The 26,742-nt window shown below is 71.9% G+C and carries 25 protein-coding genes and 1 riboswitch; of the genes, 11 read left to right on the top strand and 14 right to left on the bottom strand.

Translation table 11 applies throughout. The annotated features are described in order from the left end of the window. From SSP08S_RS10030 to SSP08S_RS09990, 9 genes are all read right to left on the bottom strand, one after another. Positions 1 to 744 (bottom strand): cobyrinic acid a,c-diamide synthase CobB (locus tag SSP08S_RS10030; protein ID WP_043259372.1); only part of this gene is annotated, 744 nt, incomplete at its 3' end. Next, the gene (cobO, locus tag SSP08S_RS10025) at positions 744 to 1,343 is read right to left on the bottom strand and encodes a cob(I)yrinic acid a,c-diamide adenosyltransferase (protein ID WP_019067451.1); all 600 of its coding nucleotides are present in this window, start codon (positions 1,341 to 1,343) and stop codon (positions 744 to 746) included. The genes cobO and SSP08S_RS10030, both read right to left, overlap by 1 nt. Next, positions 1,343 to 3,343, bottom strand: a complete 2,001-nt coding sequence (locus SSP08S_RS10020) for a putative cobaltochelatase (RefSeq protein WP_019067450.1) — start codon at positions 3,341 to 3,343, stop codon at positions 1,343 to 1,345. The genes cobO and SSP08S_RS10020 overlap by 1 nt, the downstream gene beginning before the upstream one ends. Continuing rightward, entirely contained in the window at positions 3,340 to 6,993 is a 3,654-nt protein-coding gene (gene cobN, locus SSP08S_RS10015; protein ID WP_019067449.1) for a cobaltochelatase subunit CobN, read from the bottom strand. Before cobN ends, SSP08S_RS10020 begins: the two co-directional genes overlap by 4 nt. After that, complete coding sequence (locus SSP08S_RS10010) at positions 6,990 to 8,501, bottom strand: cobyric acid synthase (RefSeq protein ID WP_019067448.1); 1,512 nt, start codon at positions 8,499 to 8,501, stop codon at positions 6,990 to 6,992. The genes cobN and SSP08S_RS10010 overlap by 4 nt, the downstream gene beginning before the upstream one ends. After that, on the bottom strand, positions 8,498 to 9,439 hold the full coding sequence (locus tag SSP08S_RS10005) for a cobalamin biosynthesis protein (protein ID WP_019067447.1): 942 nt from the start codon (positions 9,437 to 9,439) through the stop codon (positions 8,498 to 8,500). The genes SSP08S_RS10010 and SSP08S_RS10005 overlap by 4 nt, the downstream gene beginning before the upstream one ends. Positions 9,440 to 9,540: 101 nt before the next feature. Continuing rightward, positions 9,541 to 9,680: riboswitch (cobalamin riboswitch) on the bottom strand. A gap of 135 nt (positions 9,681 to 9,815) precedes the next feature. Continuing rightward, positions 9,816 to 10,037 carry a hypothetical protein gene (locus SSP08S_RS10000; protein WP_019067446.1) on the bottom strand — a complete coding sequence of 74 codons (222 nt, stop codon included), beginning with the start codon at positions 10,035 to 10,037 and terminating at the stop codon, positions 9,816 to 9,818. A 36-nt stretch (positions 10,038 to 10,073) separates the two neighbouring features. Beyond that, the gene (locus SSP08S_RS09995; protein WP_019067445.1) at positions 10,074 to 11,333 is read right to left on the bottom strand and encodes an inorganic phosphate transporter; all 1,260 of its coding nucleotides are present in this window, start codon (positions 11,331 to 11,333) and stop codon (positions 10,074 to 10,076) included. A 98-nt stretch (positions 11,334 to 11,431) separates the two neighbouring features. Further along, the gene (locus SSP08S_RS09990) at positions 11,432 to 12,214 is read right to left on the bottom strand and encodes a lysozyme (protein WP_019067444.1); all 783 of its coding nucleotides are present in this window, start codon (positions 12,212 to 12,214) and stop codon (positions 11,432 to 11,434) included. A gap of 196 nt (positions 12,215 to 12,410) precedes the next feature. Between SSP08S_RS09990 and SSP08S_RS09985 the strand changes: the two genes are divergently transcribed. The 3 genes from SSP08S_RS09985 to SSP08S_RS09975 all read left to right on the top strand — a co-directional run bounded on the left by SSP08S_RS09985 (position 12,411) and on the right by SSP08S_RS09975 (position 16,009). Beyond that, on the top strand, positions 12,411 to 13,145 hold the full coding sequence (locus SSP08S_RS09985) for a class II aldolase/adducin family protein (protein WP_026178349.1): 735 nt from the start codon (positions 12,411 to 12,413) through the stop codon (positions 13,143 to 13,145). Positions 13,146 to 13,309: 164 nt separating this feature from the next. After that, complete coding sequence (locus SSP08S_RS09980) at positions 13,310 to 14,437, top strand: alpha/beta hydrolase family protein (RefSeq protein WP_026178348.1); 1,128 nt, start codon at positions 13,310 to 13,312, stop codon at positions 14,435 to 14,437. 168 nt (positions 14,438 to 14,605) lie between these two features. Next, positions 14,606 to 16,009, top strand: coding sequence for a hypothetical protein (locus tag SSP08S_RS09975; protein ID WP_078532400.1), 1,404 nt, complete (start codon positions 14,606 to 14,608; stop codon positions 16,007 to 16,009). Between the two features lie 6 nt (positions 16,010 to 16,015). On the opposite strand, the gene SSP08S_RS09970 is transcribed toward SSP08S_RS09975, so the two are convergent. Together SSP08S_RS09970 and ypfJ are read right to left on the bottom strand one after the other, a co-directional pair. Then, positions 16,016 to 16,441: a VOC family protein gene (locus tag SSP08S_RS09970; protein WP_043259371.1), complete on the bottom strand. Its 426-nt coding sequence runs from the start codon at positions 16,439 to 16,441 to the stop codon at positions 16,016 to 16,018. Positions 16,442 to 16,553: 112 nt separating this feature from the next. Further along, the gene (gene ypfJ / locus SSP08S_RS09965; protein ID WP_019067439.1) at positions 16,554 to 17,444 is read right to left on the bottom strand and encodes a KPN_02809 family neutral zinc metallopeptidase; all 891 of its coding nucleotides are present in this window, start codon (positions 17,442 to 17,444) and stop codon (positions 16,554 to 16,556) included. Between the two features lie 363 nt (positions 17,445 to 17,807). Between ypfJ and SSP08S_RS09960 the strand changes: the two genes are divergently transcribed. The 3 genes from SSP08S_RS09960 (at position 17,808) to SSP08S_RS09950 (ending at position 20,905) form a co-directional block, all read left to right on the top strand. Beyond that, positions 17,808 to 19,406 carry an ABC-F family ATP-binding cassette domain-containing protein gene (locus SSP08S_RS09960; RefSeq protein WP_019067438.1) on the top strand — a complete coding sequence of 533 codons (1,599 nt, stop codon included), beginning with the start codon at positions 17,808 to 17,810 and terminating at the stop codon, positions 19,404 to 19,406. 350 nt (positions 19,407 to 19,756) lie between these two features. Further along, the gene (locus SSP08S_RS09955) at positions 19,757 to 19,975 is read left to right on the top strand and encodes a helix-turn-helix domain-containing protein (protein ID WP_019060653.1); all 219 of its coding nucleotides are present in this window, start codon (positions 19,757 to 19,759) and stop codon (positions 19,973 to 19,975) included. 117 nt (positions 19,976 to 20,092) lie between these two features. Further along, positions 20,093 to 20,905 carry an enoyl-CoA hydratase/isomerase family protein gene (locus SSP08S_RS09950; RefSeq protein ID WP_019067437.1) on the top strand — a complete coding sequence of 271 codons (813 nt, stop codon included), beginning with the start codon at positions 20,093 to 20,095 and terminating at the stop codon, positions 20,903 to 20,905. Between the two features lie 33 nt (positions 20,906 to 20,938). On the opposite strand, the gene SSP08S_RS09945 is transcribed toward SSP08S_RS09950, so the two are convergent. Beyond that, complete coding sequence (locus SSP08S_RS09945; RefSeq protein WP_019067436.1) at positions 20,939 to 21,691, bottom strand: hypothetical protein; 753 nt, start codon at positions 21,689 to 21,691, stop codon at positions 20,939 to 20,941. An 87-nt stretch (positions 21,692 to 21,778) separates the two neighbouring features. On the opposite strand from SSP08S_RS09945, the gene SSP08S_RS09940 reads away from it, so the two are divergent. Genes SSP08S_RS09940 through amaP form a run of 5 tightly spaced genes read left to right on the top strand, consistent with a single transcriptional unit; the run spans position 21,779 to position 24,152 of the window. Continuing rightward, the gene (locus SSP08S_RS09940) at positions 21,779 to 22,264 is read left to right on the top strand and encodes an Asp23/Gls24 family envelope stress response protein (RefSeq protein WP_019067435.1); all 486 of its coding nucleotides are present in this window, start codon (positions 21,779 to 21,781) and stop codon (positions 22,262 to 22,264) included. A 58-nt stretch (positions 22,265 to 22,322) separates the two neighbouring features. Then, positions 22,323 to 22,508, top strand: a complete 186-nt coding sequence (locus SSP08S_RS09935; protein ID WP_019060657.1) for a hypothetical protein — start codon at positions 22,323 to 22,325, stop codon at positions 22,506 to 22,508. Then, positions 22,505 to 22,897 carry an Asp23/Gls24 family envelope stress response protein gene (locus tag SSP08S_RS09930; RefSeq protein ID WP_019067434.1) on the top strand — a complete coding sequence of 131 codons (393 nt, stop codon included), beginning with the start codon at positions 22,505 to 22,507 and terminating at the stop codon, positions 22,895 to 22,897. Before SSP08S_RS09935 ends, SSP08S_RS09930 begins: the two co-directional genes overlap by 4 nt. Next, on the top strand, positions 22,894 to 23,568 hold the full coding sequence (locus tag SSP08S_RS09925; protein WP_019067433.1) for a DUF6286 domain-containing protein: 675 nt from the start codon (positions 22,894 to 22,896) through the stop codon (positions 23,566 to 23,568). The genes SSP08S_RS09930 and SSP08S_RS09925 overlap by 4 nt, the downstream gene beginning before the upstream one ends. Before the next feature lie 5 nt (positions 23,569 to 23,573). Then, entirely contained in the window at positions 23,574 to 24,152 is a 579-nt protein-coding gene (gene amaP / locus SSP08S_RS09920) for an alkaline shock response membrane anchor protein AmaP (RefSeq protein ID WP_019067432.1), read from the top strand. A gap of 7 nt (positions 24,153 to 24,159) precedes the next feature. On the opposite strand, the gene SSP08S_RS09915 is transcribed toward amaP, so the two are convergent. Both SSP08S_RS09915 and SSP08S_RS09910 read right to left on the bottom strand, forming a co-directional pair. Further along, complete coding sequence (locus SSP08S_RS09915; RefSeq protein WP_019067431.1) at positions 24,160 to 24,915, bottom strand: SDR family oxidoreductase; 756 nt, start codon at positions 24,913 to 24,915, stop codon at positions 24,160 to 24,162. 5 nt (positions 24,916 to 24,920) lie between these two features. After that, entirely contained in the window at positions 24,921 to 26,708 is a 1,788-nt protein-coding gene (locus SSP08S_RS09910) for a glycoside hydrolase family 15 protein (protein ID WP_019067430.1), read from the bottom strand. Positions 26,709 to 26,742 lie beyond the last annotated feature (34 nt).

The following is a 26,742-nucleotide window of genomic DNA, read 5'->3' as shown; positions in this document are numbered from 1 at the left end:
CGAAGAAGCCAGGACCTCAGCCGCATCCCAAGCCGCACAGGACAACGCACCGGCACTACGCGCCAGCGCGACCAACGCCTCCAGATCACACCCGGCGGACACCTGCGCCCCCATCGCCGCGACCGCCTCCACCGCCGCAGCCCGCCGCTCGGCGACCGGCACCAACCCCAGATGCCGCGACGGCGTATCCACCTGCGGCACCCGCCGCAGCACACCCAGCACGGGCACCCCGGCAGCGTCCAACGCCTCCCGCAGCAACGCCTCATGCCGATCCGACGCGACCTTGTTGAGGATCACACCCCCGACCCGCACCTCCGGATCCCAGGACGCGAACCCGTGCACCAGCGCGGCAACCGACCGGGACTGCGAGGACGCGTCGACGACGAGGACGACCGGCGCCCGCAGCAACTTCGCGACATGGGCCGTGGACGCCAACTCCCCTTCGCCCGCGGCCCCGTCGTACATCCCCATGACACCCTCGACGACGGCGAGATCACACCCGCGCGCCCCGTGTGCGAACAGCGGACCGATCAACTCCGGCCCGCACAGATACGCGTCGAGGTTCCGCCCCACCCGCCCGGTGGCGAGCGCGTGGTACCCGGGGTCGATGTAGTCCGGCCCGACCTTGTGCGGGGACACGGCGAGCCCCCGCGCGGCGAACGCGGCCATCAGCCCCGTGGCGACGGTGGTCTTGCCGCTGCCCGAGGAGGGCGCGGCAATGACCAGCCGAGGCACAGAAGACATCACCACTCGATACCCCGCTGACCCTTCTGACCGGCGTCCATCGGGTGCTTGACCTTCGACATGTCGGTCACGAGATCGGCGAAGTCGACGAGCTTCTCGGGCGCGTTCCGTCCGGTGATGATCACGTGCTGGGTGCCCGGACGGTCCCGCAGCACGGAGATCACCTCGTCCGTGTCGATCCACCCCCAGTGCATCGGGTACGCGAACTCGTCGAGCACGTACAGCTGGTACGTCTCGGCGGCGAGGTCCCGCTTGACCTGCTCCCAGCCCTCGCGGGCCTTCTCCTCGTTGTCCATCTGGGAGTCGCGCTGCACCCAGGACCAGCCCTCGCCCATCTTGTGCCAGTCGACGGACCCGCCCTCGCCGGAAGCCCCCAGCACCCGCAGGGCGTTCTCCTCCCCGACCTTCCACTTCGCCGACTTGACGAACTGGAACACCCCGATCGGCCACCCCTGGTTCCAGGCACGCAGGGCGAGCCCGAAGGCGGCGGTGGACTTCCCCTTGCCGATGCCCGTGTGCACGATCACCAACGGCCGATTCCGCCGCTGACGGGTCGTCAGTCCGTCGTCCGGTACGACACTTGGCTGCCCCTGCGGCATTACGCGGCCCTCCTCTGTACGTCCTTGACCAGCCCGGCGATCGAGTCGGCCCGCAACTCGTCGAGCGTGACCGCAGTGCCGTCCAGCTCACCGGCCAACTGCCGCGCCAGGCCCAGCCGTACGGGCCCCGACTCGCAGTCCACGACCACGGAGGCGACCCCGTCGGCGGCGAACAACCGCGCCGCCCGCCCGGCCAGCGCGACCGGCTCCGGCCCACCGGTGGCCCGCCCGTCGGTCACCACGACCACCAGCGCCCGCCGCGCGGGATCCCGCAGCCGCTCCACCCGCAGCACGTCCCGCGCCTTGAGCAGCCCGGCCGCGAGCGGTGTCCGCCCCCCGGTCGGCAGCGACTCCAGCCGTACGGCGGCGGCGTCCACGGAGGAGGTGGGCGGCAGGGCGACATCGGCGGCGGACCCCCGGAAGGTCACGAGCCCCACCTTGTCCCGCCGTTGATAGGCGTCCAGCAGCAGGGACAGCACAGCCCCCTTCACCGCGCTCATCCGCTGCCGGGCCGCCATCGACCCGGAGGCGTCCACGACGAACAGCACGAGGTTGCCCTCACGCCCTTCTCGCGTCGCCTGCCGCAGATCGTCCCGGCGCACGACGAGCCCCCGCCCGGCCCGCCCACGCGCCAGCTGATGCGGTGCCGCCGCCTGCACGGTCGCCGCCAAGTGCAGCTTGGTGAGCGCCCCTTGGGGCCGCCGGGCCCCGGTGGTCCGCCCGTGCTCGGTCCGCGCCCGCGAACGCCGCCCGGCGGCACCCTCACCGATTCCGGGCACGCTCAACGCCTTGGTGCGGAAGGGTTCGGAGGCGCGTACGGGCTGCTGCTCGCCGGAGTTCTGCGGCTGCCCGCCCTCGCCCGCCTCGGGCTGGGCGGCGGTGTCGCCGCCCTGCGGCCCGTCCGAGTCGTCCTCGGGCGACTGCCCACCGCCGCCGCCAGGACCGTCAGGCCCTGGATCGTCGTCCTCGGGCCCCTGCTCCGGCTCCTGCTCGGCGAACTCCTCCAACGTGTCGTCGAGCTTGTTCTCGTCAAGTCCCGGTGCGTCGAAGGGATTTCGCCGCCTGCGGTGCGGCAGCGCGAGCAGCGCGGCCTGCCGTACGTCCTCGGCGAGCACGTCGGTCCGCCCGGCCCAGGCGGCCAGCGCGGTCGCCGTACGCGCCATCACGATGTCGGCGCGCATACCGTCCACCTCGAAGGCGGCACAGGTCGCCGCGATCTGCCGCAGTGCCCCGTCGCCCAGTCGCACGGACGGCAACAGCGCACGCGCGGCGATGATTTGAGCCCGTACGGAGGATTCCTCGTCCGCCCAGCGCTCGGTGAAACCGGCTGGATCGTCGTCGTAGGCGAGCCTGCGCCGCACGACCTCGACCCGCTGGTCGGGCTCCCGGGAGGCGGCCACCTCGACGGTCAGCCCGAACCGGTCGAGCAACTGGGGCCGCAGCTCGCCCTCTTCGGGGTTCATCGTGCCGACGAGCAGGAAGCGCGCGGCGTGCCGGACCGAGACACCTTCGCGTTCGACGTACGACGCGCCCATCGCGGCGGCGTCCAACAAGAGGTCCACGAGGTGGTCGTGAAGGAGATTGACCTCGTCGACGTACAGGATCCCCCGGTGCGCGTCGGCCAGCAGCCCCGGCTCGAAGGCCTTGACCCCCTCGGCGAGTGCCCGCTCGATGTCGAGCGCGCCGACGAGCCGGTCCTCGGAGGCGCCGACCGGCAACTCGACCATGCGCGCCGGGCGTTGGGTGCCGGGTCCGGTCTCGTGCGGCCCGTCCGGGCAGGCCGGGTCGGGGGCTGCGGGGTCGCAGGAGAAACGGCAGCCGGGGACGACGGAGACCTCCGGCAGCAGCGCCGAGAGCGCGCGTACGGCCGTCGACTTGGCGGTGCCCTTCTCGCCGCGCACCAGCACCCCGCCGACCGCCGGCGACACGGCGTTCAGCAGCAGCGCGAGCCGCAGGTCGTCCTGGCCGACAACGGCCGTGAACGGAAAGGGAGTTGTCACTGGTCGTCGCCCTCCAGGTCGCCTTCGAGCTCCAGGTAGGTGGCCCGCAGTCGTTCCAGCGTGTCCGCGTCCGGCTCGGCCCACAGACCGCGCTCGGCGGCTTCGAGGAGCCGTTCCGTGATGCCGCGCAGCGCCCACGGGTTGGACTTCTTCATGAAGTCCCGGTTCTCCGGGTCGAAGACGTACTCCGCGCTGAGCTTCTCGTACATCCAGTCGTCGACGACCCCGGCCGTCGCGTCGTAGCCGAAGAGGTAGTCGACGGTCGCCGCCATCTCGAAGGCGCCCTTGTAGCCGTGACGGCGCATCGCCGCCATCCAGCGGGGGTTGACCACGCGGGCGCGGAAGACGCGGTGGGTCTCCTCGCCGAGCGTGCGTGTCTTCACCTGGTCCGGGGTGGCCGAGTCGCCGACGTACGCCTCGGGGGAGGCACCGGTCAGGTGGCGGACCATGGCGACCATGCCGCCGTGGTACTGGAAGTAGTCGTCGGCATCGACGAGATCGTGCTCGCGGGTGTCGACGTTCTTTGCGGCTACGGCAATTCGCCGGAACGCCGTCTCCATGTCCCCGCGCGCCGCCCGCCCGTCGAGCCCGCGCCCGTACGCGTAGCCGCCCCACACGGCGTACACCTCGGCGAGGTCGGCGTCGCTGCGCCAGTTGCGCGCGTCGATCAGCGGCAGCAGACCGGCGCCGTACGCCCCCGGCTTGGAGCCGAAGATACGGGCCGTGGCCCGGCGCCGGTCACCGTGCTCGGCGGTGTCCTCGTCGGCGTGCTTGCGGACGTAGTTGGACTCGGGCGGCTCCTCCAGCTCGGCCACCGCCCGTACCGCGTCGTCGATCAGCCCGACGACGTGCGGGAACGCGTCCCGGAAGAAGCCGGAGATCCGCACCGTGACATCGATGCGCGGCCGGCCCAGCTCCGTGACGGGCACGATCTCGAAGCCGGTCACCCGGCGCGAGGCGTCGTCCCAGACCGGACGGCAGCCCAGCAGCGCGAGGATCTCCGCGATGTCGTCGCCCTGGGTGCGCATCGCCGACGTACCCCACACCGTGAGGCCGACGGACTTGGGGAACTCGCCGTTGTCCTGGACGTACCGCTGCACGAGCGAGTCCGCCAGCGCCTGCCCGACCTCCCAACTCAGCCTGGACGGAATGGCCTTGGGGTCGACCGAGTAGAAGTTCCGGCCGGTCGGCAGGACGTTGACCAGTCCGCGGGTCGGGGAGCCCGACGGGCCCGCCGGGACGTAACCGCCGTCGAGCGCGAGCAGGATGTGGTCGATCTCGTCGGTGGTGCGGGCCAGACGGGGCACGACCTCGTCACACGCGAACTTCAACACCGCGACCGCGTCCGGGAGTTCGGCGCCGATGACGGCACGCACGAGCGCCGGGACGGTGGTGACGTCCCACTCCTGGGCCTCCATGCCCTCCGCGAACCGGCGGCACAGCTGCTCCAACAGATCGATCGCGTCGGCGGCCGAACGGGCCGGTCCCTCGACGAGATCCGTCAGCTCCACCGGCACCTTCACCGGTGCGCCCGGCTCGGCCAGCAACTCCTTCTCGACCAGGCCGAAATGCTCGGCCAGCGTGGCCCGCAGCCCCGGGAGCGCGTTGGCCTGCCCGCCCCACACCTGCGAGGCGCGCAGCACGGCCAGCACGAGGTTCACCCGTGCCTCGCCGACCGGTCCGCCGCCGAGGATGTGCAGTCCGTCGCGGATCTGCACGTCCTTGATCTCGCACAGATAGCCGTCGATGTGCATCACGAACTCGTCGAACGCCGCGTCGTCCGGCTGGTCGTCCACATGCAGGTCGTGGTGGAGCTCGGCCGCCTTCACCAGCGTCCAGATCTGCGCGCGCACGGCCGGTGCCTTCGTCGGGTCCAGGTCGGACACCAGGGCGTACTCGTCGAGGAGTTGCTCCAGCTTCGCCAGGTCGCCGTACGTGTCGGCGCGCGCCATCGGCGGGACGAGGTGGTCGACGACCGTGGCGTGTCCGCGCCGCTTGGCCTGGGTGCCCTCGCCCGGGTCGTTCACGATGAACGGGTAGATCAGGGGGAGTTCACCGAGTACGGCGTCCGGTGCGCAGCCACTGCTCAGTCCAAGTCCCTTGCCCGGCAGCCATTCCATGGTGCCGTGCTTGCCCATGTGGACGATCGCGTCCGCGCCGAAGCTGTTGTCCAGCCAGCGGTAGGCGGCCATGTAGTGGTGCGACGGGGGCATGTCGGGGTCGTGGTAGATCGCGATCGGGTTCTCGCCGAAGCCGCGCGGCGGCTGGATCATCACGACGACGTTCCCGAACTGGAGGGACGCCAGCACGATGTCGTCGCCGTCCACGTAGAGACTGCCCGGAGGCTCGCCCCACGCGTCCAACATGCCCTGCCTGAGCTCGGGTTCGAGCTTGTCGAACCATGCCTGGTAGTCGGCGAGCGGCACTCGTGCGGGAGCGGCGGCTAGTTGCTCCTCGGTGAGCCACTCCACGTCATGCCCACCGGCGTTGATGAGCCGATGGATCAACTCGTCGCCGTTGTCGGGGTGTTCGTCGACCCCGTACCTGGCGTCCCGCAGCGCGTCCAGCACCCGGATCGCCGAGGCGGGCGTGTCCAGCCCGACCGCGTTGCCGACGCGCGAGTGCTTGGTCGGGTAGGCGGTGAAGACGAGCGCGAGCTTCTTCTCGGCGTTCGGCTTGTGCTTCAACTTCGCGTACCGTACGGCGATTCCGGCGACTCGCGCGGCCCGCTCGGGGTCGGCGACGTAGACCGGGACGTCGTCCGGGCCCTGCTCCTTGAAGGAGAAGGGGACCGTGATCAGGCGTCCGTCGAACTCGGGGATCGCGACCTGCATCGCCGCGTCCATGGGGGAGAGGGCGGCGTCGGACCCGTCCCAGGCCGCCCTGGACGACGTAAGGCAAAGTCCTTGCAGCACGGGCACGTTGAGGTCGGCGAGGGCGCCGATGTCCCAGGCCTCCTCGTCGCCGCCGGCCGAGGCCTGCGAGGCGTGCGTGCCGCCCGCGGCGAGGACGGTGGCGATCAGCGCGTCGGCCTTGCCGAGGATGTCGTACAGCCCGGAGTCGGCACCGCGCAGCGAACCGCAGTACACGGCAAGGGCGTTGGCGCCCTTCGCCTCGATCCGGTCGCACAGGGTGTCCACGAAGGCGGTGTTGCCGGAAAGGTGGTGCGCCCGGTAGAAGAGCACGCCGACGGTCGGGCGGCCCTCGACGAAGGCACGCTCGCCGTGGATCCCGAACTCGGGCATCTTCTGCGGCGCTTCGAAGCCCTCGCCCGTGAGCAGCACGGTGTCGGAGAGGAAGCGGGCGAGTTCGGTGAGGTTGTCAGGACCGCCCTCGACGAGATAGCGCAGCGCCTCGGCCACCACCCCCGCCGGCACCGACGACTCGGCCATCAACTCCGCGTCGGGGACGGTCTCTCCGCCCAGCAGCACGGTCGGGATGCCGGAGGCCTTGAGCGCGGCGAGCCCGTCCTCCCAGGCCCGCTTGCCGCCGAGCAGTCGTACGACGGCGAGGTCCGCGCCCGCGAGGAGCGCGGGCAGCTCCTCGGCGGCGTCCACGCGGGACGGGTTGCCGATCCGGTACGCGGCGCCGGAGGCACGCGCCGCCAGCAGATCCGTGTCGGCGGTCGACAACAACAACACTGTGCTCATGCGGGCGCTCCCGGTGGAATGAAAGGCAGTCCTTGTGGCGCGCCGGACTCGATGAGCCGCCACAGCGCGTCCGTGTCCGCGTGCTGTTCGATGAGGTCGCCGAGCCGGTCGAGCTGCTCCTCGCGCAGCGCGGCGAACGAGGTGTCGGCGGCCGGTACGAACCGGCGCCCCGCGGCGGCGGCCACCTCGCGCAGGAACGCCCGCCGGAACCCGTCCGACTCCAGCGAGCCGTGCCAGTGCGTGCCCCAGGTCTGGCCGACCCGGCAGCCGTCCAAGAAGGCTTCTCCGCCGGTCAGTTGGGCGACCCCGTGATGGATCTCGTACCCCTCGACCCGCTCGCCGAGGGCTTCGCCGACGGGCCGGGTGAGGGTCTTCTCGCGCGCGAACCGCACGCGCAGGGGGAGCACTCCGAGTCCGTCGACCGAGCCCCGCCGGCTCTCGACCTCGTCCTCGATGTGTTCGCCGAGGATCTGGAAGCCGCCGCAGACGCCGAGGATCGGCCGTTCCTCCGCGGCTCTGCGGACGAGGGCGTCCGCGAGTCCCCGCTGCCGCAGCCACTCCAGCGCCTGCACCGTCCCCCGGGTCCCGGGGATCACGACGAGATCGGCGTCGGCCAGCTCCTCCGGCCGGTCCACGAACCGGACCACGACGCCCGGTTCGGCGGCCAGCGCGTCCACGTCGGTGAAGTTGGACATCAGCGGGATCGCGCAGACGGCGACCCGCAGCACGTCCTCACCGACCGGCGGCGCGGTGTTCGACTCCCGGACGGTCCCGCGCAGCGAGATGCGCAGCCCGTCCTCCTCGTCGATCCCGAGCCCGTGCCGGAACGGCAGCACGCCGTACGTCCGCCGGCCGGTCAGGCCGTGCAGCATCTCCAACCCCGGCTCCAGGAGCGACACATCACCCCGGAACTTGTTCACGAGGAACCCGGCGACGAACGCCTGGTCCTCGGAGGAGAGCAGCGCGACGGTCCCGAAGAAGGAGGCGAAGACGCCGCCGCGGTCGATGTCGCCGACGACGAGAACGGGCAGTTGCGCGTTGCGCGCGATGCCCATGTTCACGATGTCGGTCCGCCGCAGATTGATCTCGGCGGGCGAACCGGCCCCCTCGCAGATCACCGCGTCATACGTGCCCCGCAACTCGGCGAGACAGTCCAACACGGTGCCGAGCAGCGCCTCTTGCCGTCCCCCGTGATAGCCGCGCGCGCTCATCTCGCCGACGGGCTTGCCCATGAGGACGACCTGACTGGTCCGGTCGCCGCCGGGTTTCAGCAGAACGGGATTCATCAGCGCGGTCGGCTCGATGCGGCAGGCCTGCGCCTGCATGGCCTGCGCCCGCCCGATCTCGGCGCCCTCCCGCGTGACGAACGAATTGAGCGACATGTTCTGCGCCTTGAAGGGTGCGACCTTCACGCCCTGCCGCACCAGCCACCGGCAGATCCCGGCGGTCACGACACTCTTCCCGGCGTCCGAGGTGGTGCCCGCGACCAACAGCCCGCCGCCGCTCATGACTTCCGTCCCTTCACCAGCAGCCGCCCGGCGACACTGACCCCGAGCGCGAGCCAGCCGACGCGCCGGGACAGCCGTACGGCACGGTCGATGTCCGGTACGGCGACGGCGCGTCCGGCGCCGTTGAGCACGGGCCGGTGCTCGACCCGGCCGCCGTAGGAGAGCGTGCCGCCCAGCCGTACGCCGAGGGCGCCCGCGAAGGAGGCCTCCACGGGACCGGCGTTGGGGCTCGGGTGCTTGGGGGCGTCGGTGCGCCAGGCGCGCACCGCTCCGCGCGGGTCGCCGCCCGCGACGGTGGCGAGGGCGGCGGTGAGGCGGGCGCCCGGCCAGCCGGCCACGTCGTCGAGGCGGGCCGAAGCCCAGCCGTAGCGGCGGTACTTGGCCGACTTGTGGCCGACCATGGCGTCCAGGGTGTTCACCGCTCGGAAGCCGAGCAGACCCGGGACACCCGCGATGCCGCCCCACACCAGGGCGCCCACCACCGCGTCGGAGGTGTTCTCGGCGACGGACTCGACGACCGCCCGGGCGATCCCGTCCGCGTCGAGGGCCTGCGGGTCGCGTCCGCAGAGGTGCGGGAGCCGTGCCCGCGCGGCCTCGATGTCACCGGCCTCCAGCGCCCGCCCGATGATTCCGGCCTCGCGTGCGAGCGAGGTCCCGCCGACGACCGCCCAGGTGGCGGCGGCGGTGAGGGCGGCAGAGGCCGTACGGGAGGGTCGTAGGGCCGAGGTCGCCGCGGCGGCGAGGGAGACGGTGGTGCCCACGCACACGGCGGTGTGCAGGGCGCCCCAGCCTCGGTGGTCGCGCCACAGCAGCTGTTCCACGGCACCGGCGGCGCGGCCGAACGCGGCGACCGGATGCCCGCGGCGGGGATCGCCGAGCAGGTGGTCGCCGAGAAGGCCGGCGGCGGCGCCGTACGCGAAGACGCGATCGGCACGCATCGGCTCAGCCGGTCGCTGAGTCGGGACTTGCGCTGGTACGGGACCTCGAACGGCAGCCGAGCATGGCGATATGTCCTCACTCAGGGTGTCCACGCCCTGGTTCGACGAGACCGGCGGTGAGAGTTCCTGGCTCCCGGGGTTGTCTACCCCGGTGACAGTGGCGGGACCGCGCCGGATTCACACCGGCTTCCTCTCCTGCCGCCGTACATGGCTCCGGCAGTCCACCACGGTGTTGGAAGGGGCGTCAACTTGCTGTTGACCTGCGGGGGAGGAGTGTGCTGATGCCCACACGCGGGTCGTCGAAGGGGGCACGCGAGCGTGGGGTGCGGGACGGTGATCCGTCCCGCACCCCACGCTCGGTCCAACTGGCGGCCGGTCAGGCCACGATGATGTAGATCCCGTACGCCACCGCCGCCGCGCAGGCCGCGAAGCAGGCGTACGCGCCGGTCAGGGCGAGGGTCGCGGAGTCGCCCTGGGCCGTGGCCCGTTCGCGGCGGGAGAGGGCGGTGATGCCGAGGGTGAAGACGGCCACCAGGGCGACGGTGACCACGAGGCTGACGCCGAAGACGGAGCCGAGGGCTGCCCAGTCGATGTGCATGCTTCTACTTCCTTCTGGATGACCGGGTGCTCGGGCTCAGACCGCGGCGGCCGGCGGGGTCGCCGGGTCGGACTTCACGACGGGGGCCGGGGTCACGGGCGGCGAGGGGATCGTCGCCGTGAGGCCCTCGGAGAGGGCGACCGACGGGGGCGGGGTGACGGCGGCGATCGCGGCGGTGACCACGCCGGCCGGCTCCTCGAACTCGTTGACGTTCGAGGCATCGACCACCTGGCGGCGGGAGACGATCCAGATCGCGGTGCTGGAGGCGATCAGGAAGACGGCCACCAGCGCGGTGCCCCAGTCGCCGAGGTCGGTCACGGACTCGGCGAGCGCGCCGACCAGCGCGGCGGCCGGCAGCGTCAGACCCCAGGCGACGAACATCCGGGTCGCGGTCGACCAGCGGACGACCCCGCCCTTGCGGCCCAGGCCCGCACCCATCACGGAGCCGGAGACGGCGTGCGTGGTGGAGAGGGAGAAGCCGATGTGCGAGGAGGCCAGGATGACCGCGGCGGCGCTGGTCTGGGCGGCGAAGCCCTGCTGCGGCCGGAGGTCGGTCAGGCCCTTGCCCATGGTGCGGATGATGCGCCAGCCGCCGATGTAGGTGCCCATCGCGATGGCGAGGCCCGCGGAGAGGATGACCCAGGTGGGCGGGTCCGAGTCGGGGGCGATGGAGCCGCCGGCGATCAGGGCGAGCGTGATGATGCCCATCGTCTTCTGCGCGTCGTTCGTGCCGTGGGCCAGCGAGACCAGTCCGGCGGACGCGATCTGGCCGACGCGGAAGCCCTTGTCGGCGGCCTTGCCGTCCGAGTTCCGGCTCAGCGTGTACGAGAACCTGGTGGCCAGCATCGCCGCGACGCCCGCGACGATCGGGGCGGCGACCGCGGGCAGCAGCACCTTGGTGACCAGGACGTCGCCGTGGACCGCGCCGGTGCCGGCCGAGGCGATGGTGGCGCCGATCAGACCGCCCATCAGGGCGTGCGAGGAACTGGACGGCAGGCCGACGAGCCAGGTCACCAGGTTCCAGAGGATCGCGCCGACCAGGGCGGCGAAGATGACCTCGGGACGGATGCCGCTCTCATCGACGAGACCCTTGGAGATCGTGTTGGCGACCTCCACGGAGAGAAAAGCGCCCACCAGGTTGAGGGTGGCCGACATGGCCACCGCGACCTTGGGCTTGAGCGCACCGGTCGAGATGGTGGTGGCCATCGCGTTGGCGGTGTCGTGGAAACCGTTCGTGAAATCGAACGCGAGTGCGGTGACGACCACAATCGCGAGAATCAGCGAGAAGCTTTCCATTTACCCAGGCAATCGTTCGAGGTCATTGGCGCGTTGACCGTAGGCAACCTGGATGAACGGAAGATGAACTGAGGGGGTCTCTGGAGTGTCTGTACGGACTAGTAACCCCGAGCGAACTTCTTCAGTTGGCTCGTCGTCCCGTTGAAGAGATTCTGATCACCCGGCAGGCTGCCGCTGTTGTCGTACTGCCAGAAGGTCCAGTACGACCAGCCGGCGGGCAGCGAGCCCGCGTCCGCCGACTCGTGGCGGGCGATCCACAGGGCGTGTGTCGAGGCCAGGGCGGTGCTGCTGCCCGTGCAGGTGTTCCACCAGTGGGCGGTCGTGTAGATCACCGGACGGCGGCCCGTCTCGCGCTTCACCTCGGCGCTGAAGGCCTTGATCCAGGCGACCGTCTTCGCCTTGCTCAGGCCGTAGCAGCCGTGCTTCTTGTCGTACGGGTTGTATTCGATGTCGAGCGCCGGCGGCAGCGTCCAGCCGTCCGCCTTCCAGCCGCCGCCGTGCGCCACGAAGTACGCGGCCTGGGCCGTGCCCGACGACTTGTTCGGAAGGGCGAAGTGGTACGCGCCCCGGATGATGCCGGCGGCGCGGGCGCCGTTGTACTGCTGGGTGAAGTAGGGGCTGACGTAGTTGGTGGACTCGGTCGCCTTGACGTAGACGAAGGTGGCGCCCTTCGCCTTCGCGCTCGGCCAGTCGACGTTCTTCTGGTGCGAGGAGACGTCGTGGCCCTTGGCGGGGCTCGCGGCGGCGGCCGGAATCTCGGTGAGCGTGAGCGCGAGTGCGGTTGCGCCGGCGGAGAGTGCGGTGACGGCCGCGACGAGGCGGGCGCGGTGACGGGCGCCGCGGTGCGTGCGGCGGCGGGGCGGTTTGCGATCACGGGCCATGTTTCCCCCGGGAATGGCGGCGTGCACGACAAATCCCCCAGAGGTTATTGGAAGATCTGTCGACGCCGATCGGTCTCCGGCCAAGCGGCTTGACTGGGTGTTACATCCCTATATGTACTCTTTCGGTTGCGCGGCTTCCGGCTTAAAGTGCCCTCGCCCGAGCGCGTGTTGGGAAACCGGCTGGCAGGATCGCGGCATGGCTGAGCGGCGGCGGGACGAGCGGGGCGTGCGGGATGTCGGGGAGGGCGCACAGGCTGTGGGGGAGCCGTGGCGGCGGCGTGTGCGCCCCGAGGAGGCGGACGCCTGGGACGAACTCGTCGTCACGGCCCGCCGGACGGTGTCCGACGGCCTGGTCGTCGGCACCTCCGGGAACGTCTCGGTGCGTGTCGGCGACATCGTCCTGGTCACACCGTCGGGCGTCCCCTACGACCGGCTGACACCGGACGACACGGTCGGTGTCGACCTCGACGGCCGACAGGTCCTCGGCACCCTCCTCCCGACGAGCGAACTGCCCATGCATCTCGCCGTCTACCGCACCACCGATGCCCACGCCGTCGTCCACACCCACGCCGTCCACGCGACGGCCGTCTCGACCCTCGTCCCCGAACTCCCCTCGATCCACTACATGTCCGGCGCCCTCGGCGGCCCGGTCCGGGTTGCCCCGTATGCGACATACGGCACCGAGGAGTTGGCCGAGAACATGCTCCGGGCCCTCGCCGACCGCTCCGCCTGCCTCCTCCAGAACCACGGCACGATCGCCTACGGCACCTCCCTGGACCAGGCGTTCGACCGCACGGCCCAGCTGGAGTGGATGTGCCGGCTGTGGCTGACGGCGTCGTCGGTGCCCGGGCTGTCGCCGACGCTGCTGTCGGAGGAACAGGTGGCCGAGGCGGGGGAGCGGTTGCGGGGGTATGGGCAGCGGCGGGGGTGACGGGAGCAGGGAGAGCGGGGGTGCACTGACCGGGGGTGGTGGGGCTGAGGTCGGCCGACGGGCTGACGGGGCTGCTCCGCCCCGCCCCGGTTCCTCCCGGACTCGCGTCCATCCGCCGCCTCCTCCGGCTGGCCGGTAGCCCGGTCCGCCGGGACACTGGAGCCGTGCGCACAGTCAAAGCGACGGCCGCGGCCGTCTCCGTGGCCCTCGCGGCCGGTGCGGTGGGCGTCGCCGCCGGCCGGTACGCCAGCGACGCCGCGCTGAAGGCGCCGCCCGGCCGCCCCCTGCCGACCGAACCCCGGCTCACGGTGCACGCCACCGCCGCCGGCCAGATCACCCTCACCCGGGACCTGGCCTCCCTGCGCCCCGGCACCTACGGCCTCGCCGGCGACGGCTCCCACGCGGTCGTCGGCCCCGTGATCGACACGGCCCCCCACTCCGCCGACACCGTCGTACGCCGCCTCGAATGCGTCACCCACGGCACCCTGCACCCCCGCGACAAGGTGTGGCTCACCCCCAACGTCCACATCGGCAACCCGAGCGCCGCCCTCGGCCTGGACCACGCCGACATCGACATCCCCGGCGAACTCGGCTCCCTGCCCGCGTGGTTCGTCCCCGGAGCCCGCAGCACCTGGGTGATCGCGGTGCACGGCCTGGCCACCACCCGCGAACTCGCCCTGAACGTCATGGAGTTCCTGCACCGCAACCGCTTCCCGGTCCTCGCCCCCTCCTACCGCGGCGACCTCGGCGCACCCCGCAACCCCGACGGCCTGGGCCACCTCGGCGAGACCGAGTGGCGCGACCTGGACGCCGCGATCCGCTACGCCGTGCGCTACGGCGCCGAGCACGTGGTCCTCTACGGCTGGTCCACCGGCGCCACCATGGCGCTGCGTGCCGCCGCCCACTCCGGGATGCGCGACCGCGTCTCCGGCCTGGTGCTGGACTCGCCGGTGCTCGACTGGGAGACGACGCTGCGCGCCCTCGCCACCGCCCGGCACACCCCGGGCGCGCTGCTGCCGCTGGCGGTCCGCGCCGCGCAGGGCCGCACCGGTCTGCACGGCGACCGCATCGCCGAGGCCGCCGACCCCGCCCGGCTCAAGGTCCCCACCCTGATCTTCCACGGCCCCGACGACACCGTCGCCCCCTGGTCCCTCTCCCGCCGCTTCGCCGCCCGCCGCCCCGACCTGATCACCCTCCAGCCGGTCGCCCGGGCCCCGCACAGCGCCATGTGGAACGCCGACCCGGCCGCCTACGAGGAGATCCTGCGCCGCTTCCTGACTCCGCTGATGTGACCCCGGCCCACTCACCTGCCCGCCCCCCTCCGACCTTCCGTTTAGCCCTGTACCACTGGCCTGAACCCGGTCCCCAGCAGCCCGCGGGACCCCCTGCCTTGGCCCTCCCCGTCGCCCGCCGTGACATTCCGTTTGGGTTTTCGGACCGTCAACCGGAAGACTGCACCCGTGACGTCCCGTATCCCGCGCGACTCCAGGCTTCGACTCGTCCGCCCGCGACCCCTGGCCGCCGCCCCCCGAGCGATGAACCAGCGGCGCTCGCGCCGCCCCGCACCCCGTCCTCCGGAGGGCACACCGGCCCCCGCGGAACTGGCCAGAATGGCACGCTCCGGCCTGGCCGGCGCGGCCCGCGTCGCCCACTGGGCCGACGCCGCACTACGCCCCGGCCGTGACGGCGCGAGCCCCGACGGCAAAGGCACCCTCTCCGAAGCGACCGCCGAACTCGCGGCCGAGGATCTGGGCCTGACCCCGGCTCAGGTCCGCGCCGACTGGGACACCGCCCGCCTCGCCGGCCTCGTCGAGGTGCACGGCGACAGCGCCCGCCCCGGCTGGCGGCTGCGCGCCTGGGACCGCGACGACAGCGCCGTACTGCGCGGCTGGGTCGCCCTCTTCGACGCCTGGTCGCTCGCCCACCCGGAACCCCGGGAGTACGAGCCCTCAGCCGTCGCCGAGGTCGTCTCGGCCATGCCTCAGGTGCTCTCCTTCCTCCAGCTGTCCGCCGGGCCCGTCCCCGTGGCCCAGCTCCTCGACCTCCTCGGCCAGCGCGTCACCGAACTGCGCACCGAGCGCTGCGAGATCCCCTACGGCCCGCAGCCCGAGCCGGTCCAGCAGCCCCCGGACGCCGCCGACACCCCGCTCGACGCCCTCCTCGACTGGGCCCTGCACGCCCTCGCCTCCGTCGGTGCCCTCACCTACGGCGACGCCCAGGCCACCCTCACCCCGCTCGGCAGCTGGGCGGTCTGGGTCAAGCTGGAGCAGATCTGCGTCGCCGCGCAGAGCCCCGCCGGGAACATCGAGCAGTCCGCCGAGGACATGCTCCGCGGCTGCTCCCAGCTCCGCCCGAACGCCGCCCGCGCCGAGTACCGCGCCTGGCTCGCCGCCCGCACCGTGGGCAGCGCGGTCGGCCAGCTGATCGACGCCGCCCGCGGCGAGGACGCCCTGCTGCGCGGCCTCGCCTTCGAGGCGCTGCGCGTCGTCGGCGCCCCCGCCGAGCCCGACGTCCGCGCGGCGGTCGACGAGGCGACCCTGCGGCCGTACGCCCTGCTGTGGCTCGCGGAGCACGACGGGATCGACCCGGAGGACGCCCACGAGGTCCTCACCCGCGAGGAGGCCACCTGGATGTGGGTCGACACCGCCGCCGCGGTCGCCGACCACGGGGAGGCCCCGCTGCTCGTGCGCCACCTGGAGTCCGCGATCCAGCCGACCGTCCCCATGCTCCTCGACGAGGTCCGCGCCGTGGGCCACCCGCGCACCGTGCAGGTCCTGGTCGCGCTCGCCGCCGCCCACCCCGACCCGGCGCTCGCCAAGGCCGTGCGCCGGGCCGCCTTCCAGGTGCACACAGGGGGCAGCTAGCCGGGGTCAGGCGCCCGCCGTCCCCGGTATCCCCGGGGCGTAGGTACCGAAGCTCCAGATGTTGCCCTCGATGTCCCGGGCCATGTAGTCCCGGGATCCGTAGTCCTGGTCCGTCGGGGGCATCAGGATCTCCGCGCCGTGCTCCACGGCCCGTCGGTGGTGGGCGTCGACGTCGTCCACGACGAGGTACACCCCGACGGGTCCCGCGCTCTTCATCGCCTCGTCGAAACGCCCGCCCCGGCCCTTGGAGCCGAGCATCACCGCGCCGTTGCCCTGCGTCAGCTCGGCGTGCATCACCGAGCCGTCCTCGCCCTCGTACACCGCGAGTTCGGTGAAGCCGAAGGCCTCCGTGAGCTGCCGGATCGCCGCCTTCGCGTCCGTGTAGAGCAGGGACGGGTAGATGCTGGGACGCCCGCTGTCCTTGGCTGCCATGCCGATCACTTCCTTGTGCATCGGGTCCTCTTGGCGTTTTCGCCGCTTTGATCGCTTTCGACGAGTCTTGCACCCGCCACTGACAACGCCCCGCGAACCGGCGGAACGGCCGTCAGCGGAAGGTGTCGCACCGCGCCATGTCACCGGTCCGGTAACCCTCGTAGAACCACTGCTGCCGCTGCGCCGCCGACCCGTGCGTCCAGGTCTCCGGCGTGACCCGGCCCTGGAACCGCTCCTGGATCCGGTCGTCGCCCACGGCCGCCGCCGCGTCCAGCCCGTCCCGGATGTCGGCCTCCGTGAGACTGGTGATCAGCGGCCGCCCGGTCGACTCGTCCTTCGTGGTCGTCGCGTGATGCGCCCAGACCCCCGCGTAGCAGTCCGCCTGCAACTCCACCCGCACCGCGTTGCTGTTCGCGCCGGTCCGTCCGTCCTGCGCCCTGCCGAGCGTGCCCATCAGGTCCTGCACGTGGTGCCCGTACTCGTGGGCCACGACATACGCCTGCGCGAACGGGCCGCCGCTGGAGCCGAACTTCGTCCGCAGCTCGTCGAAGAACCCCAGGTCCAGATAGACCTTCCGGTCGCCCGGACAGTAGAACGGCCCCACCGCCGAGGTCGCCGTCCCGCACGCGGTGGCGACCTGCCCGCTGAAGAAGACCGTGGGGGAGCGGGTGTACGTCCCGCCGCGCCGCGCGAACTCCTGCGCCCAGAAGTCCTGCACGCTGTTGACCACCGCCACGATGCGGCAGTCCTCCTTGGTGTTCGCGTCCTGTCCGGTACGGCAGGACGACTGCACCTGGGCCAGCGAGGACGCGGTCGCCGCCGGTGAGTCGCTGCCCGACGACAACCCCAGGTTGTCGGGGCCGACACCGAAGAACAGCCCCAGGAGCAGTGCGATCAGCCCCGCGAGGCCTCCGCCCACGGTCGCGCGCCCGCCGGGAATCCGGCTGCCGCGCACGTCCTGCACCTCGGAGGTGTCCAGATCGGCGTCGTCGTCGAACTGCATGGGCCCCGCTCTCCGCGCGTGTGGACCCCCTGGCGCCATCCTCGCCCGCCGCCCCCGATGCGGCGCCGGGCAAGCGTCCGAACGGGCGACGCCCGCTATGCGCGCGTGCCGTTCGTCACGGCGCGGCACCGCTCGTCGCCCGGCCGTTTCCGGGCGCCGGCCCGGACCGCCCAGCTCATCGCCGTGGACCATGTGGGCCGGATCACCCCGGGCCGCACGCCCCGGGCAGCGGCCCGCCGTAGACAGAAAAAACGCTTGCACCCGCCCGTTAGACTTGGCCCATGGCCATTCTCCTCGCGCATTAGACGGCGGGAACGTCCTCAGCCGCCCCTTCCGCCTACGACCCCGCTCTGGAGTCTGACCGTGATCTCCGCCTCCGGTATCGAGCTACGTGCCGGTGCCCGCGTCCTCATCGAGTCCGCGACCTTCCGCATCGCCAAGGGCGACCGCATCGGTCTCGTCGGCCGCAACGGCGCCGGCAAGACCACCCTGACCAAGGTCCTGGCCGGTGAGGGCCAGCCCGCCGGCGGCACCGTCACCCGCTCCGGCGAGGTCGGCTACCTCCCCCAGGACCCCCGCACCGGCGACCTGGATGTGCTCGCCAGCGACCGCATCCTCTCCGCGCGCGGCCTGGACACCCTGATCCGCAAGATGCGGGAGAACGAACAGCGCATCGCCAACGGCAGCGGCGCCACCCGCGACAAGGCCATGCGCCAGTACGAGCGCCAGGAGACCGAGTTCCTCACCAAGGGCGGCTACTCCGCCGAGGCCGAGGCCGCCACCATCGCCGCCGCGCTGAACCTGCCCGACCGTGTGCTCGGCCAGCCCCTGCACACGCTCTCCGGTGGTCAGCGCCGCCGTATCGAGCTGGCCCGCATCCTGTTCTCCGACGCGGACACGCTCCTGCTCGACGAGCCGACGAACCACCTCGACGCCGACTCGATCGTCTGGCTGCGCGACTACCTGAAGACGTACCGCGGCGGCTTCATCGTGATCTCCCACGACGCCGACCTCGTCGAGACCGTCGTCAACAAGGTGTTCTACCTCGACGCCAACCGCGCCCAGATCGATGTCTACAACATGGGCTGGAAGCTCTACCAGCAGCAGCGCGAGGCCGACGAGAAGCGCCGCAAGCGCGAGCGGCAGAACGCCGAGAAGAAGGCCGCCGCCCTGCACTCGCAGGCCGACAAGATGCGCGCCAAGGCCACCAAGACGGTCGCCGCGCAGAACATGGCCAAGCGCGCCGACCGACTCCTCGCCGGACTGGAAGCGGTGCGTGTCTCCGACAAGGTCGCCAAGCTGCGCTTCCCGGAGCCCTCGCCCTGCGGCAAGACCCCGCTCATGGCGGAGGGCCTGTCGAAGTCGTACGGCTCCCTGGAGATCTTCACCGACGTCGACCTGGCCATCGACAAGGGCTCGCGCGTCGTCATCCTCGGCCTGAACGGCGCCGGCAAGACGACCCTCCTGAAGCTCCTCGGCGGTGTCGAGGAGCCGGACACCGGAGAGGTCATCCCGGGCCACGGCCTCAAGCTCGGCTACTACGCGCAGGAGCACGAGACCCTCGACCCGGAGCGCACGGTCCTGGAGAACATGCGCTCCGCCGCCCCCGACCTGGACTTGGTCGAGGTCCGCAAGACGCTCGGCTCCTTCCTGTTCTCGGGCGACGACGTCGACAAGCCCGCCGGGGTCCTCTCCGGCGGCGAGAAGACCCGTCTCGCGCTCGCCACCCTGGTGGTGTCCTCGGCGAACGTCCTGCTCCTGGACGAGCCGACGAACAACCTCGACCTGGCCAGCCGCGCGGAGATCCTCGGGGCGCTGCGCACCTACAAGGGCGCCGTCGTCCTCGTCACCCACGACGAGGGTGCCGTGGAGGCTTTGCAGCCGGAGCGGATCATCCTGCTGCCGGACGGCGTCGAGGACCTGTGGGGCGCGGACTACGCGGATCTTGTCGCCCTGGCCTGATCGAACCGGCTTGATCGAATGCTTGATCCACGGCGTATGGATCATTCGGCCTACCGGTGATCCACCATCTGTGTGAGATCTCCTCGTACCGAGGTGTGTCCTACATCAATTTTCCGGCCGAGTCCTTTATCGACAAGGGCTCGGCCGTTCCGCGTCTCTGACCAGGTATTTCGCGGAGCGACTCGTTCGGCCGTGCGGACACGATCGTCTGGAATTCCATATTCCACTTGTGGGGACGCGCTCCTGTCGTCAAAACCTTGTCTTACGGACCTTGCCGAATGGGTGGCCATGAACGCTTGGAGGGGTGATCATGAGGAGACCAAGAGCGCACTTCCCATGAGGAGGCACGGGTGGCCGAGACTCTGAAGAAGGGCAGCCGGGTAACCGGCGCCGCGCGCGACAAGCTCGCGGCAGACCTGAAGAAGAAGTACGACTCCGGTGCGAGCATCCGAGCGCTGGCCGAGGAAACCGGCCGCTCGTATGGCTTCGTCCACCGGATGCTCAGTGAGTCGGGCGTCACGCTTCGTGGGCGTGGCGGGGCGACCCGGGGCAAGAAGGCTTCGGCCTGATCCCGAGCGGCTCGACGGCTTCGATGGTGGCCACCCGGTCGGACGACTGACCGGCCGGGTGGTTACTGTGCAGTCACTTAGCTCTGCTCTGTTGACCGCACACATCGGAGGCGCCCCATGGCTTCGCCCGAACAGGACGACAAGGACCTCGGTCCCGTACTCGACAAGGACGGCGTACGGCTCACCGTCGACGACGCGATCGCCACGGTGACGCTGACCAACCCGGCCAAGCGCAACGCCCAAAGTCCCGCTCTGTGGCGGGCGTTGGCGGAGGCCGGGCGGTTGCTGCCGGGCTCCGTCCGTGTCGTGGTGCTGCGTGCCGAGGGCAAGTCCTTCTCGGCCGGCCTCGACCGGCAGGCGTTCACGCCCGAGGGCTTCGACGGCGAACCGTCGTTCATCGACCTCGCGCACAGCGACGACGCCGTGCTGGACGAGGCCATCGCCGGGTACCAGGCGGGCTTCACCTGGTGGCGACGGAGCGACATCGTGTCCATCGCCGCCGTGCAGGGCCATGCCATCGGGGCCGGCTTCCAGCTCGCCCTCGCCTGTGACCTGCGCGTCGTCGCCGACGATGTGCAGTTCGCCATGCGCGAGACCAGCCTCGGACTGGTGCCCGACCTGACCGGCACCCACCCGCTCGTGGGGCTCGTCGGCTACGCCCGCGCGTTGGAGATCTGCGCGACCGGGCGCTTCGTCGCGGCCGAGGAGGCGGTGAGCACCGGCCTGGCGAACATCGCCGTGCCCGCCGACCAGGTCGACAACACCGTGCGCGAGCTCGCGACGGCCCTGCTGGCCGCGCCGCGCGACGCCGTCATCGAGACCAAGGCGCTGCTCCAGGGCGTCCAGGGGCGTACGTACGACGACCAGCGCGCCGCCGAGCGCGCCGCCCAGGCCCGACGGCTGCGGGACCTCGCCGGCGTCGGCGAATAGGCGCCGGCCGACAGCGGTTCGGCCGACCGCGGTTCAGCCGACCCTCGTGACGAGCACCGTCACGGTCGGGTGACCGGGCAGCACCTCGCCGACCCTCGCGCGGACCTCCCGGGCCACCTCCACGGCCCGGTGGTCCGCGCGCACGGCGATCTCCACGCGCGCGTGCAGCCGCGCCAGCGCACCTTCGTCCTGCCGCTCCTCGATGTGCACCGCCCGCCCCAGCCCGCCCAGCGCTCCGGTCAGCCGGGTCACGCCCGGGACACCGAGCGCGGCCGCGATGATCAGGGACTCGCCGCCGTCGTCAACGTTGACCATCTGCTCAAGGTCATCAACATGGTCAACTTCGGCGGCGGAACGATCCACATCGTCCACACGGTCAACGTCGTCCATTTGGTCCAGCAGGGCCGTCACCTGTAGATCAACCTCCGCCACCACCAGCCCGAGGCGCTCCACAGCGGCCCTCGCCAGCGCCGCGCGCAACCGGGACGCGGTCTCCGGAAGGGGCTCGGTCGCCACGGCCGCGAAGTCGGCCGTGATCCGCAGCGGACCGGGCGGCAGCGCCCCCGGCGGTGCCGGTACGGCGGGCTCGCGCACGTCCTCCGGATCGGCGAGCCCGATGCGCAACGCGCCCAGCCGCACGCCCCGTACATGCCGCGCCACGCCCCGCAGCACGGCCTCGGCCGCCCGCTCCGCGATCCACGCGCCGTCCCGCTCGTCACCCAGGGGCAACAGCCTGCCGAGCCCCAACTGCTGCCGTACCACTCGCGTCCATGCGTCCGCCGTCATTCCTCCAGCCTGCCGCATCCCCGGCGCGGGAGAATGGAACCGCACTTACCGTGGTCGAAGGACGACGACCGAAAGGGACGTACGGCGATGACCGACATGACGGAGCGGAACCGGACGCAGGACCCCGACGGCGAGCGGGAGCCGCTGCAGACCCGTAAGACCCCCACCAAGCGCGGCGGGGGTGACCCGGCGTCCAGGGGGCGTACGACCATCGCCGACGGGGTCGTGGAGAAGATCGCCGGGCTGGCCGCGCGGGACGTCCTGGGCGTGCATGCCATGGGCAGTGGGCTGTCCCGCACCTTCGGGGCCGTGCGCGACCGGGTGCCCGGCGGTTCGAAGTCGGTGTCCCGGGGAGTGAAGGCCGAGGTCGGCGAGGTGCAGACCGCCCTCGATCTGGAGATCGTCGTCGACTACGGGGTGTCGATCGCCGATGTGGCCCGGGCCGTACGGGAGAACGTCATCGCGGCCGTGGAGCGGATGACCGGACTCGAAGTCGTCGAGGTCAACATCGCGGTCAGCGACGTGAAGCTGCCCGACGAGGAGGACGACGAACCGGAGCCCCGGCTCCAGTGACCGGGCCGACGGATGAATCCACGAACAGCGGGGCGACGAACGAGCTGAGGAGCGCAGGATGAGCAGGGCCGTGGTCGGCATGATCGCCGGAATGGCGCTGGGCTTCGCCGGATACTTCGGCGGGTTCGGCGCGTTCCTGCTGGTGGCCGCCCTGGGCGCCATCGGGTTCGTCGTCGGCCGGTTCCTCGAGGGGGACCTGGAACTCGGCGACTTCTTCCGCTCGCGCGACGACCGGCGGCGGTGACGTCCGTGAGCGGCGCCGGCGGCGCGGTCGACGAGCGCGGCAGACCCCCGGCGGCCGTCCCACCGGGCGAGCGGGGCGCCACCCGGATCGCCGACCGGGTCGTGGCGAAGATCGCCGTGCAGGCCGCGCGCGAGGCCCTCGGACCGCTGCACCCGGACGCCGCGCCACCGCATGCCACCGTGGTCGTCCACCACGAAACGGCACGCGTGCGCGTGCACCTCGAACTCGACTATCCCTGCGACATCGGCGACCGCTGTCTTCGGGTGCGTCGACAGGTGGTTCAGCGGGTACGCGCGTTGGTGGGCATGGAGGTGCCCGAGGTCGCCGTACAGGTGGAACGGCTGCATCCGGCACCGGCACACGGCGCGGCACAGGGGAGGACGCGATGAGCGAGCCCCAGGGCTCCGAAGGCACGACCCAACGACTACCGGTCATCGAGAAGGAGACCGACCCCGGACCCGGCGGGTACGACCCGGCGGCGGACCGCGGTCCCGCCCCCCTGGTCGACGGCGGCGGGAAGGACGGCCGCTTCTGGTCGGCGCGCCGCGTTCCCGCGGGCATCGTCGCCGCCCTGCTGCTCGTCGGCGCGGGCGCCCTGCTCTACGACATCACCGCCGTGCGCGCCGAACGGCCCTCGGCGCACTGGCGCCGCGAACTGACCCGGCAGCTCGCACAGCGGCCCCTGGACGACACCTGGGTCCTCGTCGGCGCCGGCATCGCCGCCGTGCTCGGCCTCTGGCTGATCGTGCTGGCGCTCACGCCCGGCCTGCGCCAGGTGCTGCCGATGCGCCGCACCCACGCCGACGTCCGCGCGGGCCTGCAACGCGCGGCCGCCGCGATGGTGCTGCGCGACCGGGCCATGGAGGTCTCGGGCGTGCAGTCGGTGCGGGTACGCACGAGCCGGACGAAAGCCGATGTCCGCGCGGTGTCCCATTTCCGCGAACTCGACGACGTACGGGCCGACCTGGACGCCGTGCTCACCGACGCGATCACCGGTCTGGGGCTGGCCAGGCCGCCCGCCCTGTCGTTGCACGTCGGCCGTTCCGGACGGAAGAGGTGAGGCCGGTGCTCAGGATCGTCAACCGTGTGGTGACCGGTGTCGTGGGTCTCTTGCTGGTCGTACTCGGCGGCTCCGTGCTGGCCGTCGGGCTGGGCGTGAAGCCGCCGTCCTGGTGGATCTACGACGGCCGTCACGACGTCCTGCTGAGCGACGCCCGGCGGACCCGCTGGCGGCACGACGGCTGGTGGTGGCCCACGGTCCTCGCCGTGCTCGCCGTCGTCGTCCTGCTGGCCCTGTGGTGGCTCGTCGCGGTGCTACGGCGCCGCCGGCTCACCGAGGTCGCCGTCCGCACCGGCGACGGCGAGGGCGCGCTGCTGCGGGGCCGGGCCCTGGAGGGCGTCCTCGCCACCGACGCGGGCGACCTGGACGGCGTGGCCCACGCGCACGTGCGGCTCGCCGGCACGCGCACGGCACCCGAGGCCCGCGTCCGGCTCAGCCTGGAACCCCACGTGGACCCCGGAGTCGCCCTCGACCACCTGACGGCCAACGCCCTGGCCCACGCCCGCGAATCGGCGGGCCTGGACGCACTCCCTACGGAGGTACAGCTGACGGGCGTCAAGCACCGCGCGGAGCGGGTCAGTTGACGGTGCGTCAGAAACCGTGTCGCATCCCGCCGTCGACCGGCAGCATGATCCCCGTCAGATAGGACGCGGCCGGCGACAGCAGGAACGCGGCCGCACGCCCGAACTCGTCCGGCGTCCCGTACCGCCGCAGCGGAATCCGCGACTCGTTGGCCGCGCGGGTGGCCTCCGGGTCCGCGGAGAGGCCGTCCAGCTCGCGCACGCGGTCCGTGTCGATGCGGGCGGGCAGCAGTCCGACGACGCGGATGCCGCGCGGGCCCAGCTCGTCCGCGAGGGACTTGCCGAAACCGGCCAGGCCGGGCCGCAGCGCGTTCGAGATCGTCAGCCCGGGGATCGGCTCGTGCACCGAACCGGACAGCACGAAGCCGATGACCCCGCCAGCCTCCAGCTCCCCGGCCGCCGCGCGGGCGAGCCGTACCGCGCCCAGGAACACCGATTCGAACGAGGCCTGCCACTGCTCGTCGGTGGTGTCCGCGACGAACCCGGGCGGCGGTCCGCCGACGCTCACGAGGATGCCGTCGAAGCCCCCGAAGTGCTCGCGCGCGGCGGCGATCAGCCGGGCCGGCGCGTCCGCGTCGGCGTTGTCGACGGCCACGCCCACCGCGTTCGGCCCCAGTGCGGCCGCCGCCTCGGTGGCCCGCTTCTCGTCCCGCCCGGTGACGACGACCTTCGCGCCGTCGGCCACCAGCTCGCGCGCGGCGGCGTTGCCCAGTCCACGGGTGGCCCCGGTGACGACGTACACGCGGTCCTTCAGTCCAAGATCCATGGCTCCTATCCTGCCTTCTCGCCCCCGAACAGGGCGAGGGCGGTGTTCACCAGGCCGATGTGGCTGAACGCCTGCGGGAAGTTGCCCAGCTGACGGCCTGCCACCGGGTCGTACTCCTCCGCGAGCAGTCCCACGTCGTTCGCGAGCCCCACCAGACGCTCGAACAGCACCCGGGCCTCCTTCGTACGGCCCGTCATGTGCAGCGCGTCCACGAGCCAGAACGAGCACGCCAGGAAGGTGCCCTCGTCGCCCGGCAGTCCGTCCACGGGGGTGTCGGCGGCGGTGTCGTAGCGGCGTACGAAGCCGTCGTGGCCGAGCGCCGCCTGCACCGCGTCGACCGTGCCGACGACCCGGGGATCGTCGGGCGGCAGGAAACCGAAGCGGGGGATCAGCAGCAGGGCGGCGTCGAGTTCCTGCGAGCCGTAGTACTGCGTGAACGTGTTGCGTACCGGGTCGAAGCCCTTCTCGCACACGTCCTTGTGCACCGCGTCCCGCAGCTCGCGCCAGCCCGACAGGTCCCCCGGGAGGTCGGCGTACTCCTCCAGAGTGCGTACGGCCCGGTCGGCGGCCACCCACACCATGACCTTGGAGTGCACGAAGTGCCGGCGCCCGCCGCGCACCTCCCACAGGCCCTCGTCGGGTTGCTGCCACTGCGCGCGCAGCCACTCCAGGAGGACGCTCTGCAGCGACCACATGTGCGGCTTGGGCGACAGACCCGCCCGCCGGGCCAGCCACAGGGAGTCCATCACCTCCCCGTAGACGTCGAGTTGGAGCTGGTTGACGGCGCCGTTGCCGATCCGCACGGGAGCCGAGCCGCCGAAGCCGGTCAGGTGCGGCAGCTCGAACTCGGGCAGCCGCCGCTCGCCCGCCACGCCGTACATGATCTGCAGGTCCGCCGGATCGCCCGCGACCGCGCGCAGCAGCCAGTCGCGCCAGGCCTCGGCCTCCTTGTGGTAGCCCGCGGCGACCAGGGCTCCCAGGGTGAGGCTGGAGTCGCGCAGCCAGCAGTAGCGGTAGTCCCAGTTGCGTACGCCGCCCATCTCCTCGGGCAGCGAGGTGGTGGCCGCGGCGACGATGCCGCCGGTCGGACGGTAGGTGAGGGCCTTGAGGGTGATCAGGGAACGTACGACCGCGTCCCTGTAGGGGCCGTCGTAGCGGCAGCGGGCCGACCAGCGCTCCCAGTCCGCGACGCTGGTCCGCAGCGACTTGTACGGGTCGACGAGCGGCGGACGCGGCTCGTGCGAGGGATGCCAGGTGAGGACGAAGGCGACCTTCTCACCGGCCTCGACGGTGAACTCCGAGAGGGTGCTGAAGTCCTCGCCCCAGGTGCGCACTTCCGGCTCGCTGCGCAGCCACACCGAGTCGGGGCCCGCGACGGCCACCCGGTGCCCGTCGGACCTGCGCACCCACGGCACGACCCCGCCGTAGTCGAAGCGCAGACGGAGCGTGCTGCGGACGGTGACCTTGCCGCTGAGGCCCTCCACGACGCGTACGACGTCGGGGGCGCGATGGCGCTGGGGCATCAGGTCGGTGACGCGCACCGTGCCCTCGGCGGTCTCCCATTCCGTGTCCAGGACCAGGGTGCCGGGGCGGTAGGCGCGGCGGGTGCAGCGGTCCGCGCCCTCGGGGGCGATGCGCCAGTGGCCGTTCTCCTCGTCGCCGAGCAGTCTCGCGAAGCAGGCGGCCGAGTCGAAGCGCGGCAGACACAGCCAGTCGACCGAGCCGTCCATGCCGACCAGGGCCGCGGTCTGTTCGTCGCCGATGAGGGCGTAGTCCTCGATACGTGGGTGCACGGGGTGCGGGTTCCCGGAGTATCGACCACGCAAT

Source organism: Streptomyces hokutonensis, from assembly GCF_000376565.1.
GTDB lineage: Bacteria > Actinomycetota > Actinomycetes > Streptomycetales > Streptomycetaceae > Streptomyces > Streptomyces hokutonensis.
The sequence above is the reverse complement of the archived record's forward strand: the minus strand, read 5'-3'. Positions and strand labels throughout refer to the sequence as shown.

Coding starts and splice junctions, on each gene's coding strand:
- cobO (WP_019067451.1), bottom strand. CDS start 1,343: ATGCCGCAGGGGCAGCCAAGTGTCGTACCGGACGACGGACTGACGACC.
- cobN (WP_019067449.1), bottom strand. CDS start 6,993: ATGAGCACAGTGTTGTTGTTGTCGACCGCCGACACGGATCTGCTGGCG.
- SSP08S_RS10010 (WP_019067448.1), bottom strand. CDS start 8,501: ATGAGCGGCGGCGGGCTGTTGGTCGCGGGCACCACCTCGGACGCCGGG.
- SSP08S_RS10005 (WP_019067447.1), bottom strand. CDS start 9,439: ATGCGTGCCGATCGCGTCTTCGCGTACGGCGCCGCCGCCGGCCTTCTC.
- SSP08S_RS10000 (WP_019067446.1), bottom strand. CDS start 10,037: ATGCACATCGACTGGGCAGCCCTCGGCTCCGTCTTCGGCGTCAGCCTC.
- SSP08S_RS09995 (WP_019067445.1), bottom strand. CDS start 11,333: ATGGAAAGCTTCTCGCTGATTCTCGCGATTGTGGTCGTCACCGCACTC.
- SSP08S_RS09990 (WP_019067444.1), bottom strand. CDS start 12,214: ATGGCCCGTGATCGCAAACCGCCCCGCCGCCGCACGCACCGCGGCGCC.
- SSP08S_RS09985 (WP_026178349.1), top strand. CDS start 12,411: ATGGCTGAGCGGCGGCGGGACGAGCGGGGCGTGCGGGATGTCGGGGAG.
- SSP08S_RS09970 (WP_043259371.1), bottom strand. CDS start 16,441: ATGGCAGCCAAGGACAGCGGGCGTCCCAGCATCTACCCGTCCCTGCTC.
- ypfJ (WP_019067439.1), bottom strand. CDS start 17,444: ATGCAGTTCGACGACGACGCCGATCTGGACACCTCCGAGGTGCAGGAC.
- SSP08S_RS09950 (WP_019067437.1), top strand. CDS start 20,093: ATGGCTTCGCCCGAACAGGACGACAAGGACCTCGGTCCCGTACTCGAC.
- SSP08S_RS09945 (WP_019067436.1), bottom strand. CDS start 21,691: ATGACGGCGGACGCATGGACGCGAGTGGTACGGCAGCAGTTGGGGCTC.
- SSP08S_RS09940 (WP_019067435.1), top strand. CDS start 21,779: ATGACCGACATGACGGAGCGGAACCGGACGCAGGACCCCGACGGCGAG.
- SSP08S_RS09935 (WP_019060657.1), top strand. CDS start 22,323: ATGAGCAGGGCCGTGGTCGGCATGATCGCCGGAATGGCGCTGGGCTTC.
- SSP08S_RS09925 (WP_019067433.1), top strand. CDS start 22,894: ATGAGCGAGCCCCAGGGCTCCGAAGGCACGACCCAACGACTACCGGTC.
- SSP08S_RS09915 (WP_019067431.1), bottom strand. CDS start 24,915: ATGGATCTTGGACTGAAGGACCGCGTGTACGTCGTCACCGGGGCCACC.